This window comes from Streptomyces sp. SYP-A7185 (genome assembly GCF_046103685.1).
GTDB lineage: Bacteria > Actinomycetota > Actinomycetes > Streptomycetales > Streptomycetaceae > Streptomyces.
Map to the genome: position 1 here is coordinate 747,516 of NZ_CP122310.1, position 15,752 is coordinate 763,267.

16 protein-coding genes are annotated in these 15,752 nt (G+C 71.2%); 5 read left to right on the forward strand and 11 right to left on the reverse strand.

Annotation, left to right across the window (positions count from 1 at the left end):
- Positions 1-14: 14 nt before the first annotated feature.
- Positions 15-458, reverse strand: a complete 444-nt coding sequence (locus tag QBL25_RS03165) for an ATP-binding protein (protein WP_409055409.1) — start codon at positions 456-458, stop codon at positions 15-17.
- Positions 459-657: 199 nt separating this feature from the next.
- Here QBL25_RS03165 and QBL25_RS03170 point away from each other — a divergent pair, with 199 nt between their 5' ends.
- A complete protein-coding gene (locus QBL25_RS03170; RefSeq protein WP_409055410.1) occupies positions 658-1,500 on the forward strand; it encodes a DUF1206 domain-containing protein in 843 nt (280 codons plus the stop codon).
- Positions 1,501-1,520: 20 nt separating this feature from the next.
- On the opposite strand, the gene QBL25_RS03175 is transcribed toward QBL25_RS03170, so the two are convergent.
- On the reverse strand, positions 1,521-3,038 hold the full coding sequence (locus QBL25_RS03175) for a diacylglycerol/lipid kinase family protein (protein ID WP_409055411.1): 1,518 nt from the start codon (positions 3,036-3,038) through the stop codon (positions 1,521-1,523).
- A gap of 188 nt (positions 3,039-3,226) precedes the next feature.
- Positions 3,227-3,865 (reverse strand): hypothetical protein, encoded by a 639-nt coding sequence (locus QBL25_RS03180; protein WP_409055412.1) that lies wholly within the window; start codon positions 3,863-3,865, stop codon positions 3,227-3,229.
- Positions 3,866-4,191: 326 nt separating this feature from the next.
- On the opposite strand from QBL25_RS03180, the gene abc-f reads away from it, so the two are divergent.
- From abc-f to QBL25_RS03195, 3 genes are all read left to right on the forward strand, one after another.
- Positions 4,192-5,826, forward strand: coding sequence for a ribosomal protection-like ABC-F family protein (gene abc-f / locus QBL25_RS03185; RefSeq protein ID WP_409055413.1), 1,635 nt, complete (start codon positions 4,192-4,194; stop codon positions 5,824-5,826).
- Positions 5,827-5,904: 78 nt separating this feature from the next.
- On the forward strand, positions 5,905-7,596 hold the full coding sequence (locus tag QBL25_RS03190; RefSeq protein WP_409055414.1) for an ABC-F family ATP-binding cassette domain-containing protein: 1,692 nt from the start codon (positions 5,905-5,907) through the stop codon (positions 7,594-7,596).
- A 72-nt stretch (positions 7,597-7,668) separates the two neighbouring features.
- Positions 7,669-8,229 carry a CGNR zinc finger domain-containing protein gene (locus QBL25_RS03195; RefSeq protein WP_409055415.1) on the forward strand — a complete coding sequence of 187 codons (561 nt, stop codon included), beginning with the start codon at positions 7,669-7,671 and terminating at the stop codon, positions 8,227-8,229.
- Positions 8,230-8,236: 7 nt separating this feature from the next.
- Here QBL25_RS03195 and QBL25_RS03200 read toward each other — a convergent pair whose 3' ends face one another.
- The 8 genes from QBL25_RS03200 to QBL25_RS03235 all read right to left on the reverse strand — a co-directional run bounded on the left by QBL25_RS03200 (position 8,237) and on the right by QBL25_RS03235 (position 14,156).
- On the reverse strand, positions 8,237-9,088 hold the full coding sequence (locus QBL25_RS03200; protein ID WP_409055416.1) for a carbohydrate ABC transporter permease: 852 nt from the start codon (positions 9,086-9,088) through the stop codon (positions 8,237-8,239).
- A complete protein-coding gene (locus tag QBL25_RS03205; RefSeq protein ID WP_409062534.1) occupies positions 9,085-9,990 on the reverse strand; it encodes a carbohydrate ABC transporter permease in 906 nt (301 codons plus the stop codon). The genes QBL25_RS03200 and QBL25_RS03205 overlap by 4 nt, the downstream gene beginning before the upstream one ends.
- A gap of 44 nt (positions 9,991-10,034) precedes the next feature.
- A complete protein-coding gene (locus QBL25_RS03210; RefSeq protein WP_409055417.1) occupies positions 10,035-11,288 on the reverse strand; it encodes an ABC transporter substrate-binding protein in 1,254 nt (417 codons plus the stop codon).
- A gap of 153 nt (positions 11,289-11,441) precedes the next feature.
- Entirely contained in the window at positions 11,442-11,849 is a 408-nt protein-coding gene (locus QBL25_RS03215; protein WP_409055418.1) for a rodlin, read from the reverse strand.
- Positions 11,850-12,077: 228 nt separating this feature from the next.
- Positions 12,078-12,485, reverse strand: a complete 408-nt coding sequence (locus QBL25_RS03220) for a hypothetical protein (RefSeq protein WP_409055419.1) — start codon at positions 12,483-12,485, stop codon at positions 12,078-12,080.
- 265 nt (positions 12,486-12,750) lie between these two features.
- Positions 12,751-12,888 carry a hypothetical protein gene (locus tag QBL25_RS03225; protein ID WP_409055420.1) on the reverse strand — a complete coding sequence of 46 codons (138 nt, stop codon included), beginning with the start codon at positions 12,886-12,888 and terminating at the stop codon, positions 12,751-12,753.
- Positions 12,889-12,954: 66 nt separating this feature from the next.
- Positions 12,955-13,365, reverse strand: a complete 411-nt coding sequence (locus QBL25_RS03230; RefSeq protein ID WP_409055421.1) for a hypothetical protein — start codon at positions 13,363-13,365, stop codon at positions 12,955-12,957.
- Positions 13,366-13,370: 5 nt separating this feature from the next.
- Positions 13,371-14,156 (reverse strand): hypothetical protein, encoded by a 786-nt coding sequence (locus QBL25_RS03235; RefSeq protein ID WP_409055422.1) that lies wholly within the window; start codon positions 14,154-14,156, stop codon positions 13,371-13,373.
- 337 nt (positions 14,157-14,493) lie between these two features.
- Here QBL25_RS03235 and QBL25_RS03240 point away from each other — a divergent pair, with 337 nt between their 5' ends.
- A complete protein-coding gene (locus QBL25_RS03240; RefSeq protein ID WP_409055423.1) occupies positions 14,494-15,528 on the forward strand; it encodes a YncE family protein in 1,035 nt (344 codons plus the stop codon).
- Positions 15,529-15,752 lie beyond the last annotated feature (224 nt).

A 15,752-nucleotide genomic window follows, 5' to 3' on the forward strand; every position in this document is an offset into this window, starting at 1 on the left:
CCGCCGAGACGCGCTCAGGCCATGGCCGGCACGGCCCCTCCGGTCGGACACCGCGTGAGGCAGGCATGGATCGTCTTGCCCGGATGCGGGCCCGGAGTGATCGCCACGTAGTTGGTCAGCCGGCGGATCATGCGCCAGCCGAAACCCCCCGTGGCGCCGGTCATGTCCGGCGTCCGCTCGTGCGGGGACACGGAGTTGAGGTCGCTGACGGCGACACTCAACGTGTGCGCGGTGGCATCGAGCTGAAGGGTGTACCGGCCGCCCCCGTGGCGCAGGGCGTTGCTGGCCAGTTCGGTCACCACCAGCGTCAGGGCCTCCACCGCGTCGTCTTCCACGACGGGATCGAGGTTGCCCGCGAAGGCGCGCGCGACATCTCGGGTGCGGTGCACTTCCGCCGGGCTGTCGCCCTCGACGACGACGGTTCTGGACGCTGCCTCTCCCGTACTCACGTTGCTCATGTGCGACCACCCCGTCCTTGATCGGTTGTACCGCTGCGCATCTCCTGCCCGACCGGACACACCTCACACCCCCCATCCGGGCCACCCGCCCGATCCGTGCGCTCACGTACCGCATGACCACGGACGACGCGCTCCCGTGCGCGTCACGCTCCGCCAACCCGACAGGCGTCGATTCCGGCTTCGGGGGCATCCGGTGAAAATGATTACTGGAACGGCAGCGGCACGTGGGCGCGGTCAGGCGAGACGCGCGGCGAACAGCAAAGCGGTCGCGGCGGGGGCCCGGGCGGGCTTCGTCGCTCGCGGAATCATCTACATCCTCATCGGGGCTCTGTCCCTGCGGATCGCCTTCTCGGACGGCGGAGGCAAACAGGCCGACCGGGGCGGAGCCGTCGCCGAGATCGCGGGCAAGCCCTTCGGTTCCGCTCTGCTGTGGCTGCTCGGCATAGCCCTGGTGGGCATGGCCCTGTGGCGGCTGACCGAGGCGGCGTTCGGCCAGGCGGGGCCCGACGGGCACAAGGCGAACAAGCGGGCCATGGCCGCGGGCCGCTGTGTCTTCTACGGCTTCGTCGCGTACTCCGTGCTGTCCTACGCCGCCGGCGACAAGGGCAGCGGCAGCGGCAGCTCGGACAAGAGCTCCCGGGACGTCACGGCGAAGGCACTGGACTGGCCTGCGGGGCAGTGGATCGTCGGCATCGCCGGCGCCGTGGTGGCCGGTGCCGGTGTGTGGATCGCCGTCAGGGCCCTGATGCGCAAGTTCAAGAAGCACCTGAAGATGTCCCAGATGTCCACACGGACCCGTCAGGTGGTCACCTTCCTCGGCGTGTTCGGCGGTGTGGCGCGCGGCATCGTCTTCGCCGTCGCGGGCGGCTTCGCCATCGCGGCGGCCGTCCAGCACAAGCCCGGCAAGGCCAAGGGCATGGACGACACGCTGCGCTCCTTCACCGACACGCCGGTCGGCCCCTGGCTGCTGGTGCTCATCGCCGTCGGCCTCGTGGCGTTCGGCGTGTTCTCCTGGGCCAACGCCCGCTGGCGCAAGGTCTGACGCGGCCCGGCTGTCTCACCTCAGTGCAGCCACTGGTCCTGGTCGGCGGGGCGGTACAGCGTGACCGCCTTCGGGAGCTTGTCCAGGACCAGATGCCGGTAGGCGGCGTCGGTGACCTCTCCGTCGTACGCGAAGTGCGGCTCGCCCCACAGGACCCGCAGGTCCAGGCGGCGCACCTGCGCCGTCCTCAGCACCCGGGAGTTGTGCAGGGTGCCGGTCAGCACGGCGAGGAGGAGCCGGGTGCGGGCCAGCGGAGTGCCGGCCTCCACGACGCGGATGTCCAGCAGCCCGTCGTCGAGCTGGGTGCGGTAGGTCGGGGCGAAACCGGCCGGGTGGTAGATGCCGTTGCCCGCGAACAGCAGCCAGATCTTGCGGGTACGGCCATTGATGATCACGGAGAGCGGGCTGCCGGTGGCCAGGATCTTGGCCAGCCCCACGGCCAGCGCGGGCCACTTGCCGATGCGCTTCTCCAGCCGTTCCCGCGCGTGGACCAGCTCGGAGTACACCCCGATGCTGAACGTGTTGACGAACAGCTGCTCATCGGCCCCGGTCGGGGTGTCGGTCTGCGCCGCGCCCGCCGCGTCGGAGGAGGTGCCCGCATCGGCGGCGACCACGACGCCCTCGGGCGACGAGGCCCGGCCCACATCCGCGGTGACCGCGTCGCCCGCCTGGATCGCCCGGGCGACGTCCTCCATGGTCAGGTTGCCCAGGTCCACGGCGAAGTGGTTGAACGTGCCGCCGGGGAACACGGCGAGGGGCACGCGGTGCCGGGCGGCCGTGGCGGTCCCCGCGTTGACCGTGCCGTCGCCGCCGCACACCCCCAGCGCCCCGCCGTCCGCGACGGCCCGCAGCGCGGCTCCCTCCAGCAGGGCCAGCAGGTCGTCGCCCGGCTCGAAGACGGTGATCGTGGCCTCGGGGAGCAGCGTCCGCAGGGTGTCGGCGGTGTCCTTGGTCCAGCCGATGCCCGACGACGGGTTGACCACCAGGTGCAGGCCGCTGCCGCCCTTGAGGGCGGGCGCCGGCCTGCGCGGCGGGGCCGCCGCCGCGGCGGCCTCCGGCTTGACCGGCCACCAGCGGCAGGTGAGCAGCGCCGCGCCCAGCCCGACCATCACGCCGGCCGCCACGCGACCCCGGTGGTCCAGTGCGTTGCGTCCGCGCACATAGGCCAGGCCCCCGGCGAGCGGCAGTACGGCAAGTCCGGCGCGGGGCGACTCCAGGACGACGCCCGTGACGAAGGCTGCGGCCGACGCCATGGCACTCGACGGCAGCGAAGCCGTGTTGGGGCGGGGGAACACACCGGGGAAGGCGTCCCGCACCGGACGCGCGCTGCGGGCGGCCGGTTTGGCCAGCGCGTGGTTCACCGCCGCGACGATGGCCACGGAACCCGCGCCCCGCAGGGCGGCCCTGCGGGCGCTTCGGTCACCCGACACCGCCAGGACGGCCGCGGTGGCCGCCCACACCGCGTCGTGCCCGGCGGCCTTGCGCAACAGGTTGACCACGGAACCGCCCCGCCCGGGGCGCTGCAGAGGCAAGGACACGGCCAGCCGGTTTCCCAGACCCGGTGCCGCCCACCATCGATCAGGTCGCCTCATCGCTCGCCACACCCCTGCACCTAGAGAGTCCCCTGCGCGCGACCGAGCCGGACCACAGCGCTGCCTCACCCTACCGGCGCAAGCACCCCCGCAGGCGGCCCCCGAGGTACCCGATGCCAGGCCCTGGCCGCGGATCAGTCCCGGCTCAACGCCACGGTGGTGGTGATCCGGGTGAGGCTCGGGGCCTTGGGCGCCGAGCCGAACCCGAAGCGGACCGGTGGCGTGACGGGCGCGATGGATCCGAGGTCCGCCCCGTCGAAGGTGGCCGAGACGGTGCGCAGCGGATGCAGGTCCAGGGCTCCGTACCATTCCGTGCGGCCGCCGCCCGCGCTGCCGCGGGTCTGCACCCCGCTCATCAGCAGGCGGGCCGGCCGATTCGTCACCGTGCTCCACGCCGGGCGGCGGGCGATCCAGCGGGGGACGGCGCGCAGCACCAGGCCCAGCCCACCGCGTCGGCCGACGGTGAAGCGCAGGCTGAGCGGGCCCGCGGCCACCGTCCAGGTGTCGTGGCCGACGTGCACGTCGACCGGGACCACGCGTACGGCGTCGAAGGTGTAGGTGCCGCTGATGAAATCCGCCGTCTCCTGCGACGGGGCCAGCAGCAGCCGTCGTCCGTCGGCGTCTTCCAGCATCACGTCGCTGAACGGTCCGAAGGGAGAACGCGGCCAGTGGCCGAGCACGATCCGTGTCCCGCGCGAGGTCCCCATGCCCGCGATCCAGCCGTCGAACCGCAGCCGCCTGCGTCGTGGGGCGCGGCTGAAAGGCCGGTTCATTCCCTGCTCCTGTTCGTCGGACGTGCGCTGCTCCCAGAGTGGACCAAGGCGGCACGCACCGGCGGCGGGGACACGGAAGTGAGCACCGGGAGAAATGATGGCGATGGACCGGAAGGCGTTTGTTACGCTGCCAGAGACCTGGACTTTTGACCGAGGAGTCGCAGACGTGGTGGGTGAAGACGACATCTCCGGATGAGATCCGGATGTGACGGGCCAGGGGCCGGCGCCGCAGAGGCGCTGCTGCCGTGGCTTGCTTCGTCGTACCCCCTCTCCCCCGCTGCCCAGGGCAGAGCTCTGCCTGCCCTCACTCCATCGAGGTCACATCCATGTCCGATGCCGCCATCACCTGCTCGAACCTCTCCTTCGCCTGGCCCGACGACACCCCGGTCTTCCGGGATCTGTCGTTCACCCTGGCCACCGGCCGGACCGGCCTGGTCGCCCCCAACGGCTCCGGAAAGAGCACGCTGCTCAAGCTGATCGCCGGTGAACTGCCCGCCGCCACCGGCTCGTTGACGGTCAGCGGCACGCTCGGCTACCTCCCGCAGAGCCTTCCCCTGACCGGCACGCTCACCGTGGCCGAGGTGCTCGGGATCGCGCCCGTGATCCGCGCGCTGGACGCCGTCGAATCCGGCGACGTGAGCGAGGAGCACTTCGCCGCCATCGGCGACGACTGGGACATCGAGGAACGCACCCGCGCCCAGCTGGAGCGCCTCGGCCTGTCCGGGCTGGCCCTCGACCGCGGCCTGGACACACTCAGCGGCGGCCAGATCGTCTCACTCGGCCTCGCCGCCCAACTGCTCAAGCGCCCCGACGTCCTGCTGCTCGACGAGCCGACCAACAACCTCGACCTGGAGGCCCGACACCACCTCTACGACGCACTCTCCGACTTCAACGGCTGCCTGCTGCTGGTCAGTCACGACCGCGCACTGCTCGACCGCATGGAGCGCATCGCCGAGCTCGGAAGCGACGAACTGCGCTTCTACGGCGGCAACTTCAGCGCGTACGAGGAAGCGGTGCGCGCCGAGCAGGAGGTCGCCGAGAAGAACATCCGCAACGCCGAGCAGGAACTCAAGCGCGAGAAGCGCGAGTTGCAGCAGGCCCGCGAACGCGCGGAGCGCCGGCAGAGCAACGCCGCGCGCAACCTCAAGAGCGCCGGCCTGCCCCGCATCTTCGCCGGCAACATGAAGCGCGGCGCACAGGAGTCGGCAGGCCGGGCGGGCCAGATGCACGCGACCCGCGTCAGCGACGCCAAGGCCAAGCTCGACGAGGCCGGACGCGCACTGCGCGAGGACCAGCGCATCACCCTGGAGCTGCCCGACACCCAAGTCCCGGCCGGGCGCAACCTCTTCCTCGGCGCAAGGATGCAGGTCCACCTCGCCGGACGGGCCGTGTTCGCCGACGCGGGCGTCGACCTGACCATCCGCGGCCCCGAGCGCATCGCACTGACCGGGCCCAACGGCGCGGGCAAGACCACCCTCCTGCGGCTGATCACCGGCGATCTCGTGCCGGACAGCGGGGAGATCAAGCGCAACGACGGCCGGATCGCCCACCTCTCGCAGCGGCTCGACCTGCTGGACCTGGAGCGCACCGTGGCGGAGAACTTCGCCGACTTCGCCCCCGAACGGCCCGAGGCGGAGCGGATGAACCTGCTCGCCCGCTTCCTCTTCCGGGGCCCGCGGGCCCACCTTCCGGTGGGCGTGCTCTCCGGCGGCGAGCGGCTGCGCGCCACCCTGGCCTGCGTACTGTGCGCCGAACCGGCCCCCCAGCTGCTGCTGCTCGACGAGCCGACCAACAACCTCGACCTGGTCAGCGCGGGCCAGCTGGAGAGCGCGCTCAACTCCTACCGGGGAGCCTTCGTGGTGATCAGTCACGACGAGCGGTTCCTCGCCGACATCGGAGTCGACCGCTGGCTGCGCCTGGCCGAGGGAACGCTCAAGGAGACCGGAGCCCCCGAGGTGTGAACCACCGGTGTGCCAAGAGGCCCGCGCCGAGGCCCTGCGCCCGGCGGGCCGACCACCGACCCCCTCGGACGGACTCCTGTGCCCCAGTTCCCTGCCCGGCCCCACCCCGCCCTGCTCGCCCACGATCTCGTCCGCACCCTCGGCGGACGGCGCGTCCTCGACGGTGTCTCCCTGACGGCGTCGCCCGGTCACCGCATCGGTCTGGTCGGGGAGAACGGCGTCGGCAAGTCCACCCTGCTGCGGGTCCTCGCCGGCGCCGACACACCCGACGCGGGAAGCGTCTCGCGCCCCGCCGACCTCGGCTTCCTGCACCAGGAAATGCCCTTCGACGCCGACGCGACCATCGCGGCCGTCCTGGACGAGGCGCTGCGCGAGGCCCGCGAGGACCTCGCCCAGCTCGAACGGCTCGGCGAGGAACTCGCCCGCTCCCCCGAGGGCGCGCCCGACCACCAGCAGCTCCTCACCGCCTACGGCCGACGCCTCGAACAAGCCCAGGACCGCGAGGCCTGGGACGCCGACCGCCGCGCGGCCCTGGTCCTCGACGGCCTCGGCCTGGGCGCGTTCGAGCATGTACGCACGCTGGGCTCGCTGTCCGGCGGGCAGCGCGGCCGGCTCGCCCTGGCCGCGCTGCTCGTGCGGCGGCCGTCGGCGCTGCTCCTGGACGAGCCGACCAACCACCTCGACGACGAGGCCGCCGCCTTCCTGGAGCAGCAGCTGCGCGAGCTGCCGGGCTGCGTGGTGGCCGCCAGCCACGACCGGGCGTTCCTGGACGCCGTCTGCACCGACCTGATCGACCTCGACCCGCGCGTGGAGGGACCGGCCCGCTACGGCGGCACCTACAGCGCCTATGTGAGCTGGCAGCGGGCCGAGCGGGAACGCTGGGAGCGGCGGTACGCCGAGGAGCAGACGGAGCTGGCAGAACTGCGCCGCTCGGCGGGCGTGACCGCGCATCGGCTGGCGCCGGACCGCGGGCCGCGCGACCACGAGAAGATGGGCTACGGCCACCGGGCGGGCCGGGTGCAGAGCCAGATCTCGCGCCGGGTCCGCAACGCCGCGCGGCGTCTGGAGGAGCTGGAGCGCGCGCAGGTGGGTGAGCCGCCGCGTCCTCTGCGGTTCGCGGCGGGCGCGCTGGCCGCGCAGGGGGAGGAAGGCCCGCAGCCCCCGCAAGGCCCTGAGCCGCTGGTCTCGCTGCGGGACGTGCGGGTGCCGGGGCGGCTCGTGCTCGCGCACCTGACGGTGCCGGCGACCGACCGGCTGCTGGTGACGGGCGGCAACGGAGCGGGCAAGTCGACGCTGCTCGCCGTGCTGGCCGGGCATCTCACCGCCGAGGGCGAGGTAAGCCGGCGGCGCGGACTGACGGTGGGCATGCTCGCCCAGGACACCGTGTTCGACCGGCCCGACCGCACGGCCCAGGAGACCTACGCCCTGTCGCTGGGCCCGGGCCGGGCCCAGGAGGTACCGCTGTCCTCGCTCGGTCTCCTGCACGCGGCGGACCTGGACAAGCCGGTCGGCCGGCTCTCCGTGGGGCAACGGCGGCGGCTGGCCCTGGCCCTGCTGGTGGCCAGACCGCCCCGGCTGCTGCTGCTCGACGAGCCCACCAACCACCTCTCCCCGCGCCTGTGCGACGAACTGGAGGAGGCTCTGGGCACCGGTCCGGGCGCGATCGTCCTGGCGAGCCACGACCGCTGGCTCCGAAGGCGGTGGCAGGGCCGCGAGCTCCGCCTGGAGCACGGAGCCGCCGCGTCGGGGGACGCGGGCGTGGGCCGGTAGCTGCCGGCGAGGCACCGCCCGGACCAGTGACGTTGATTGCGTTCCGCGACGGTCACCTGCCAGGATGGTGACGTGAATCTCGACCATGTCTTCGTCTGCGGCCACCCGGCCCTCGACTTCGCGGCCACGCTGCGCGCGCGGCGCTCCGGCCGGTTCGAGATGTTCGCGACGCCGGAGCGGCTGAACGCCTGGTACCTGGAGTCCGGCCTCGTGGACGCGATCACGCCTGCCGACGAGGACGACGTGCGGGCGGCGATCACCGTCCGCGAGGCCGTCTACCGCCTGCTCACCCATCGCCGCCTCGGCGAGGATTTCGACCGGGAAGCGCTGGCCGTGCTCAACGGCGCGGCCCGCGAGACCCCGGTCACGCCGCAGCTCTCCGTGACCGGCCGGCACAACGAGGCGACTCCCGCGCAGGCCCTGGCGACCGTCGCCCGGCAGGCCGTCGAACTGCTCAGCGGCCCGGACGTGCCCCTGCTGAAGGAGTGCGGCAACCCGGAGTGCACGCGCGTCTACATCGACCGCTCCCGCGGCCTGCGGCGCCAGTGGTGCGGCATGGAGTCCTGCGGCAACAAGCTCAAGGCCGCCGCCTACCGCGCGCGGAAGAAGACGGCCACCGCGGCAACGGCGTAATCCCCCCTCAGTCGTCGATGCCCGACCGCTCCACCCCCGCCACGATCCACCGCTGGAAGAACAGGAACACCACGAGCAGCGGCACGATCGACACGGCGGCCGCGATGAACAGTTCGTGCAACCGGATCACCTGCGACGTGGTGAACGACGACAGCGCCACCTGCACCGTCCACGCGTTCCGGTCCTGGCCGATGACCAGCGGCCACAGGAACGAGTTCCACGCGCCGATGAAGACGATCGTGCCCACGGCCGCGAAGACCGGCCGGGAGTTGGGCACGACCACCCGCCAGTACGTGCGCCAGTAGCCGAGCCCGTCGACGCGCGCCGCGTCCTCCAGCTCCCGCGGGAAACCGAGGAAGTACTGCCGGAAGACGAAGCACGCGAAGGCCGAGAAGAGGGTCGGGACGATCAGGCCGCGCAGCGTCGAGACCCAGCCGAGCGACGACACCAGGACGAATGTCGGCACGAAGGTGACGGACGCCGGGACCATCAGGGTGCCCAGGATCGCGTAGAACACCTTGTTCGCGTGGCGGTAGGGGATGCGGGCCAGGCCGTAGCCGGCCAGGGAGGCCAGCAGCAGCGTGCCCAGCGTCGTCGCGACCGCGATGAGCGAGGAGTTGAGCAAGGACCGCGCGAACGGCACCGTCGTGTCGTCGAAGAGTTCCTTGACGTTGCCCCAGCGCAGCGAGGAGGGGAAGAAGGTCCACTCGGGCGAGGTGATGTCGCGTTCGGACGAGAGCCCGTTGCGCACCAGGAGGTAGAAGGGGATCAGGAACAGGAGCGCGAGGGCGATCAGAAGCGAGAGCCGCAGCGCGCGGCCCGCCCTGACCCGCGCGTCGGTCCCCCAGTGGTCGCTCATTCCGCGTCCTTCCTGCCGAGCCCGAACCACTTCGCCTGCCCCACCGTCACCACCGCGATGATCAGGGCGAGCAGGACGGCGCCCGCGCTGCCGAGGCCGAGGTTCTGCCCCTGCCCCAGGGCCGTGTAGTAGAGGTAGACGAGCGGGGGTCTGGCGTAGGGCGGGTAACCGCGGGAGTCCGAGAGCAGGTTGTAGAACTCGTCGAACGCCTGGAAGGCGTTGATCACCAGCAGCAGCACGACCGCCACGGACGTGGCGCGCAACTGCGGGAAGGTGATGTGCCGGAAGACCTGCCAGCCGGGCCGCGCCCCGTCCACGGCCGCCGCCTCGTAGAGGGTGGGGCTGATGCGCTGGAGTCCGGCGAGGAAGAGCACCATGTAGAAGCCCGCCTGGAGCCAGAGCCGCACGGTGACGATGACGGCCCAGTACCAGGGCGGATCGGTGGTCGAGAGCCAGGCGATCTGGTCGCCGCCGAACCAGCCGAGCACCGTGTTGGCGAGCCCGAACCGCACCCCGTTGAAGATCGACATCTTCCAGATGAGCGCGGCCACGACGTAGGAGCAGGCCGCGGGCAGGAAGAAGACCGAGCGGAAGAACGCCTGGGCGCGACGCTGCCGGTGGACCATCAGGGCCAGCGCGAGCGAGAGCGCGTAGGTGGCGGGCACGATGAACAGCGAGAAGACGAGGAAGGTCCACAGACTGTCGGTGAACGCCTCGTTGCGCAGCATGTCCGTGTAGTTGCCGAGGCCGACGAAGTCGTCCGGGGTGACGGTGTTGTGCGCGTCGAAGAAGCTGAGGTAGACGCTCCAGCCGAGCGGGATGTACGTGAAGACGCCCAGGCCGAGCAGGAAGGGCCCGACGAACACCCAGAACCACAGGGTGCGGTTCTGGTGCCCCCACACCGTGCCTCTCCCCGTTCCCTGTCGTTCGCGAGGGGCTGTGGTGGTCACGACTTCTTCTTCACCCGGCCGAGCTCGGCGGACACCTTGCGCACGACCTTCTTCAGCTCGTCGTCCGGGTTCGCGCCGTCCTTGATGATGCGGCTCAAGGCGTCCTGGTAGGCGCTTCTGCTGGCCGGGGTCCACAGGAGGGGTTCGGCGTGGCCGTGGTCCGTGGTGTAGCGGACGGCGTCGGCCGCCGGCCCCTTCCTGAGCTTGGCGGCCTTCTTCGCCAGGGAGATGCGGGCCGGGATGTGGAATCCGTACGAGAGGGCGAAGTCCTCCTGGCGGTCGGTGCTGTCGATCCACAGCCACTTGAGGAAGTCCTTGCCGGCTTTCTGGTGCTTGCTGCGGGTGCTGACCGCGGCGGCGTACGCGCCGACCGGTACCGCGGGTGCGCCCGCGGCCCCGTCCTTCGGGAACGGCAGGACACCGAAGTCGTCGCCGAGTTCCTTCTGCACGGCGGGCAGTGCCCACAGGCCCGACCACTGCATGGCGGTCAGCCCCTGGACGAACGCCGAGGGGTCGGACCAGTCGGCGGGCGCGCCCAGGAGCAGCGACTTGTCGGCGTACAGCTGGTGGATCTTGCCGAGGGCGCGGGCGGCGGCCGGGTCGTCGAAGCCGACCTCGCCGTCGGCGGTGACCAGTTCGAGGCCTGCCGCGTACAGGGGCGTGCCGCCCAGGACCCCGGCGCCACCGTCGTTGCCCAGGAACAGGCCCTTGGTCTTCTTCGACGTGAGCTTCTTCGCGGCGTCCACGAGCTCGTCGAGCGTCTTGGGCGGGCGGACTCCCGCTTCGGCGAGCAGGCTCTTGCGGTAGTAGAGCATCTGCATGTCGACGACCTGCGGGATGCCCCAGATCCTGCCGTCATGGGTCTTCGGGGCGAGGACGGCCGGATTGAAGTCGTCCTTGACGCCGTCGAACAGCTCGGTGAGGTCGGCGACCTGTCTGCCCTGGATCTGGTCGAGGCTGGGTCCGTTGACCTCGAAGACGTCGGGCCCCGAGTCGGTGAGGAGCGCGGCGGCGGTCTGCTCGTCGTAGTTGCCGGGCCGCCACTGGACGGTGACGTCCGCCTTCTTGTAGGCGGCGGCGTACTTCTTGACGGCCTGCTCGGTGCCCTGCTCGCCGTACTGGTGATACCACTGCGACAACTTGGGTCCGCCGCCCGAACCGCCTTCTTCGCGGCCGGTGTTGGAGCCACAAGCGCTCAGCAGTCCGACCGCCGCGCCCGCTCCGAGAAGTCCCCTGCGGCTGATGGTCATCGATCGTCCCCCTGTTCGGCGTTCGGCTGGTTCCGACGGCCCAACGATCAACCATGCAGGCGGATTACGACAGGGGTACTACGGCCGTGTGTCGGCCGGTCTGCGGGCCGGGCCAGGCCGGCCCGCAGAGGGCGGAGAAGGGAAGGGCGTGGCTCAGTGGTTGTTCGCGCCGTTGCCCGAGAGGGCGGGGATGTCGCTGAGGATGTGCGACAGCGGCTCGTCACCCTTGGCCTGCGTGGAGTTCTCGGCGCACTGCTGGTTCTGCGGGGCCGAGAGGACCGGGATGTCCTGGACCGCGACGGGCACGAGGACGCCGACCAGCGAGCCCACGTTCGCCTTGACGGGCACTCCCGCACAGAGCTTGTTCAACGAGCCCTGCACCAGGCTCCCCTGGGGGCTCATGTCCCCGTCGGCGACGCTGTTGCCGAACGCCTGCTCGGCGCCGTTGCCGCTGAGCGAGGTGGTGCCGGTGTCGTCGCCGATGGCGGCGGCACTGCCGGCACTGCCGGCCAGCGCGGCGGCGGCGAGGCTCAGGGCGAGGGGGAGATTACGGGTACGCATGTCACTCCAAGACGAAACGTGAGTTGCCAGAAAGGCAAGTACATCCGCCGATGCCCCGGAGTAGCCCCAATTCGCCCGTTAGCGGAGTGTCGGTTGCACCAAACTGACGCAACCAACTGACACCGGCCGCCAAAGAGCCCCCGGGAAGCAGATAATCAGCCAGGGCCACCACCCCTCCAGCACGAAACACGACAGGAAGTACCCGCCGGCGGGGTCGAGTTCCACCCGTCAGAGATTGTGTACGGCGACGCGGGCGGTGGCGACGAACGCCAGCAGGGACTGCCAGAAGGGGTCGTAGTACCGGTCGAAGTCCGTGAGTGCGTGGGGGTCGTCCGTGATCGCCTCTTCGAGTGCGCGGTAGGGCGGCCGGGTCGCGAGCCGCAGTGTCTCCGCGGCCTCGGCGACGTCGTCCGGCCCCTCGAGGCTGATGACCCATATGCAATGGCGCAGCCTGCTGTAGGCCTCACGCAGGCCGATCCGGATCTCCTTGAGCGCAGGCACCTGCTCGGCACGGGAGCCGCCCGAGGCGTGGATGTCGGACACCGCCCAGTACAGCTCGGCCATCTTGTGCGCCTGCTCGATGAGGCTGACGTAGGCGGCCCGCCGCGCCTCGCTCACGTGCACCGAGCGCTGCATCCGCTCGGCCGTGGCCGCCTGGATCTGCGCGGCCCGCGGTCCCTCTGCTGGTGACCCAACTGGCCATGACCGCGGTGCCGGCGGTCAACGAGGAGATCCACAGGGCAGAGTCGACCATGCCGGAGATCATCCCAGGCATCGGCCGACCGCTGTAGATCAAAACCGGCCCACAGCCGGTGGACGGGGTCCGGGGACGCGGGCGCGCGCTACGGACCGGGCGCGACCTGATTTCGTCGTACTGGCTTCGCGTTCCGGCCCAGCGGACTCATCGCCCGTCGGGCGCGGTCCCGGCGGGTGTCTGCCTGCGCTCGCGGCACGCCTTGCAGAATTCCAGGCACACCCAGATGCCCACCGCACCGACGGTGGCGAGGATGGTGATGCCGAAGAGGAACGGGAAGATCATGCGGTCAGCTTAGCCCGCGGCCTGCCGGAGGGGCGGAGCGGCCGCCCTGGTCGCGGACCGTCGCCGTCAGCCGACCTGGGCCGTCCGCCCGGTCTTCTTCGCGCGCGCCTTGCGGGCCTCTCGGAAGTCCAGGTAGGCGAGGGCCACCACCAGGACCGGGGCGACGACGCAGAGCAGGACCACGCGCAGCGGGCCGTCGGTCAGGCCGGCGATCAGGGCGATCACCACCCCGCCGGCCACGAACCCGATGAACTGCCGCCAGGTGTCGAAGCCCCCGGTCGCGACTCTCGGGGTCACCTCGTTGGAGTCGTCGTCCTCCCCCAGCTCGTCGAGGGCGGCCCGCGCGGGGCGTCTTCGGCCCTCCAGTCGAGCCTGCCGCCAGGCGAAGAACCACCGCGCCAGCAGATAGACGGTCAATGCGCCGAGAAGGATCCACCACTCGGCCGGGTCATCGGGAAGGGATCGCGCCAGTGTCATGGGCCTCATGTGCCCCTGCCGGGAAGGAGTAGCCGATTCCGTATACCGGGTGGAGATTCCACCCGCCGCGCCTCCTCACCGCCCGCGCCGTTCGGTGGCGTCGAGAACCTGGCGGGTGCCGTCCTCCCCGGCGAGCGCCGCGGCGGCGTCGTGGGCGCGGGCGCGGGCGGGGCTGTGGCCGATCGTTCGTTGCGAACCGACGGCCGTGAGCACCGTGTCGGCCAGTTCGTCGGGGGAGCGGCCGGCGCGTCGATGTGCTCCAGGCCCCGCCCGTCGAGGACGGCCTGCATGAGTGCTTGGTAGCGCACCGTGCGGGCGAGGAACTTCTCGACCAGGTGGCGTTCTTCGGTGGTCGCTTCTTCGGGGTGGCTCGATGCGTCCATGCGGGCACGGAGGACGGTGTCCTCCGCCGTGAGCCACACGGCGGCCGTGCGCGGGGCCGCCAGCCCGGCGACGCGGACGGGCCAGAGCGCCGACCCTTCAAGGACCAGGCCCGCATCGCCGTCTCGCCCGGCCGCGTAGTCCGTGATCAGTTCCTCGATGCGGGGCCACAGCCGCTCGTAGTGGTCCAGAACAGACGTGATCAGTTCGTCCACCGTGAGGGAGCCGTAGTGCTCGGCGACGTGCGCGGGCAGGTCCCGTTCCGGCGTGCTCCAAGGGCGTCCGGGGTGCCGGGCCAGCTGGTCCGTCGACCGGTAGGCGAACCCCGTTCTGTCCGCCACCAAGCGACCGACGGTCGACTTGCCCACGTGCGACGTTCCGCCGATCAACACCACCCGCACATCGCGCATGGGACCGACCCTAGCGACGGAAGGCGGGGCGGGGCGGCAGCGCAAGCGGATCCTCAGCCCTCCCCGCCCATGAACGCCGACGCATTCCCGCCGCGTCGGCGCCCATGGTCGGGCTGCACCGGCCGTGGAGGGGAGCTCATCGCGGACGGTACGCCCTGTCTCCACCGTCCTCCTCCGGCGGAGTCGAAAACAAGTCGACCCTGCGCATTTCCTCTACGTCACCACGCTCTTGCCGCAGACGATGACGGCCGGGCCGGATCGGCGAGACGGACGAGAACAACGAGACACCTGAGAGCAACGAGAGCGGCAGAGCGGCGAGAGAGTGGAGTGCGGGACTGTGGCGACACGTCGGACAGTGATCAAGGCGATGACCGCGGGGACGGCCGGAACGCTGGCGAGCGGAGTGTCCACGTCCGCATCGGGTGCGCCCCGCGCGGCACCGGCCGACGTCCTGGTGGTGGTGGAGAAGGGCAGCCACGCGGTCAGCTTCTACGACGCCGGGTCGGGTCGGCGGCGGCAGACCGTCCAGTTGCCCGACTACCCGCACGAGATGGTCGTCGACTCGCGCGGACGGTTCGCCTACGTCGGGCACTACGGGGTGCGCATGGCATCCGGCGTCGGCGAGGGCGGCGCCGCCGTCTTCGTCATCGACCTGGCCGAGCAGGCCCTGTCCCGGACGATCGACACCCGCCCCTTCCACCGCATCCACGGCATGGGCATCGACCGCCACGACCGGCTGTACGCCCTGAGCGAGGAGAAGGCCGTGCTGCTGGGTTTCGACGATCCGGCCACCGACCTCGCGCCGACCAGGGCCGTCCCCACCCACGGGGTGAAGACCCACCTGTTCACGCTCAGCCGGGACGGCGAACGCGCCTATGTCACCGGCTTGTTGTCGCACACGGTCAGTCTCGTCCGCCCGCATGACGCCTCCGTCCCGCCGGTCCTTGTCACGCCCGGTCAACTGCCCGAGAGCAGCTGTCTGAGCCGCGACGAGAAGACACTGTTCGTGGGGGCCCGCAAGAGCTCCTCGCTGGTCGCCGTCGACGCCCGCACCATGAAGGTGCGGCGGACCAGGAAGACGGAGGGCGATCCGTTGCGCGTCTACCCCCTCGACGAGGAGCGGCTGTTGGTGACGGACATCGTCGCCCGCACCCTCACCGCCTGGAGCACCGACTTGCGGCCGATCCGCTCCCTGCGGCTCGACGGCATCCCGGCCGCGGTGTCCCTGCATCCGGGCAAGCCCCTCGCGTACGTCTCCCTGTTGGACACCCATCGGATCGCCGTCGTCGATCTGGACCGGTTCGCCGTCGTCGGCGGCTTCGCCACCCAGCGGGAGCCTGATTCCTCGGTGCTGCTGCCCGGGGTGCCCTGAAGCGGCGCCGGGTCAGCGTCTCAGACTGACGATCAACGCGTCACGTTGACCTTGACCATGCGCGCGGTCACGTCGTCCATTCCCCTCCCCCGGCGCTCCGCACGCCCCGCACCCGAGTCTCGCGCCGCGCTCAGCTTCGCCCATAAAAGGAGTGGACGACCGCGGTGGCGGTCCTGTTAGCCTGATCGTTATGGCACTCGGTATCTGGTCGCAGAAGGTTCGCT

Excerpts from the sequence above, each read along its gene's own strand:
- QBL25_RS03165 (WP_409055409.1), bottom strand. The coding sequence starts at position 458 with ATGAGCAACGTGAGTACGGGAGAGGCAGCGTCCAGAACCGTCGTCGTC.
- QBL25_RS03170 (WP_409055410.1), top strand. The coding sequence starts at position 658 with ATGATTACTGGAACGGCAGCGGCACGTGGGCGCGGTCAGGCGAGACGC.
- QBL25_RS03180 (WP_409055412.1), bottom strand. The coding sequence starts at position 3,865 with ATGAACCGGCCTTTCAGCCGCGCCCCACGACGCAGGCGGCTGCGGTTC.
- abc-f (WP_409055413.1), top strand. The coding sequence starts at position 4,192 with ATGTCCGATGCCGCCATCACCTGCTCGAACCTCTCCTTCGCCTGGCCC.
- QBL25_RS03200 (WP_409055416.1), bottom strand. The coding sequence starts at position 9,088 with ATGAGCGACCACTGGGGGACCGACGCGCGGGTCAGGGCGGGCCGCGCG.
- QBL25_RS03210 (WP_409055417.1), bottom strand. The coding sequence starts at position 11,288 with ATGACCATCAGCCGCAGGGGACTTCTCGGAGCGGGCGCGGCGGTCGGA.
- QBL25_RS03215 (WP_409055418.1), bottom strand. The coding sequence starts at position 11,849 with ATGCGTACCCGTAATCTCCCCCTCGCCCTGAGCCTCGCCGCCGCCGCG.
- QBL25_RS03220 (WP_409055419.1), bottom strand. The coding sequence starts at position 12,485 with ATGCAGCGCTCGGTGCACGTGAGCGAGGCGCGGCGGGCCGCCTACGTC.
- QBL25_RS03225 (WP_409055420.1), bottom strand. The coding sequence starts at position 12,888 with ATGATCTTCCCGTTCCTCTTCGGCATCACCATCCTCGCCACCGTCGGT.
- QBL25_RS03230 (WP_409055421.1), bottom strand. The coding sequence starts at position 13,365 with ATGACACTGGCGCGATCCCTTCCCGATGACCCGGCCGAGTGGTGGATC.
- QBL25_RS03235 (WP_409055422.1), bottom strand. The coding sequence starts at position 14,156 with ATGCGCGATGTGCGGGTGGTGTTGATCGGCGGAACGTCGCACGTGGGC.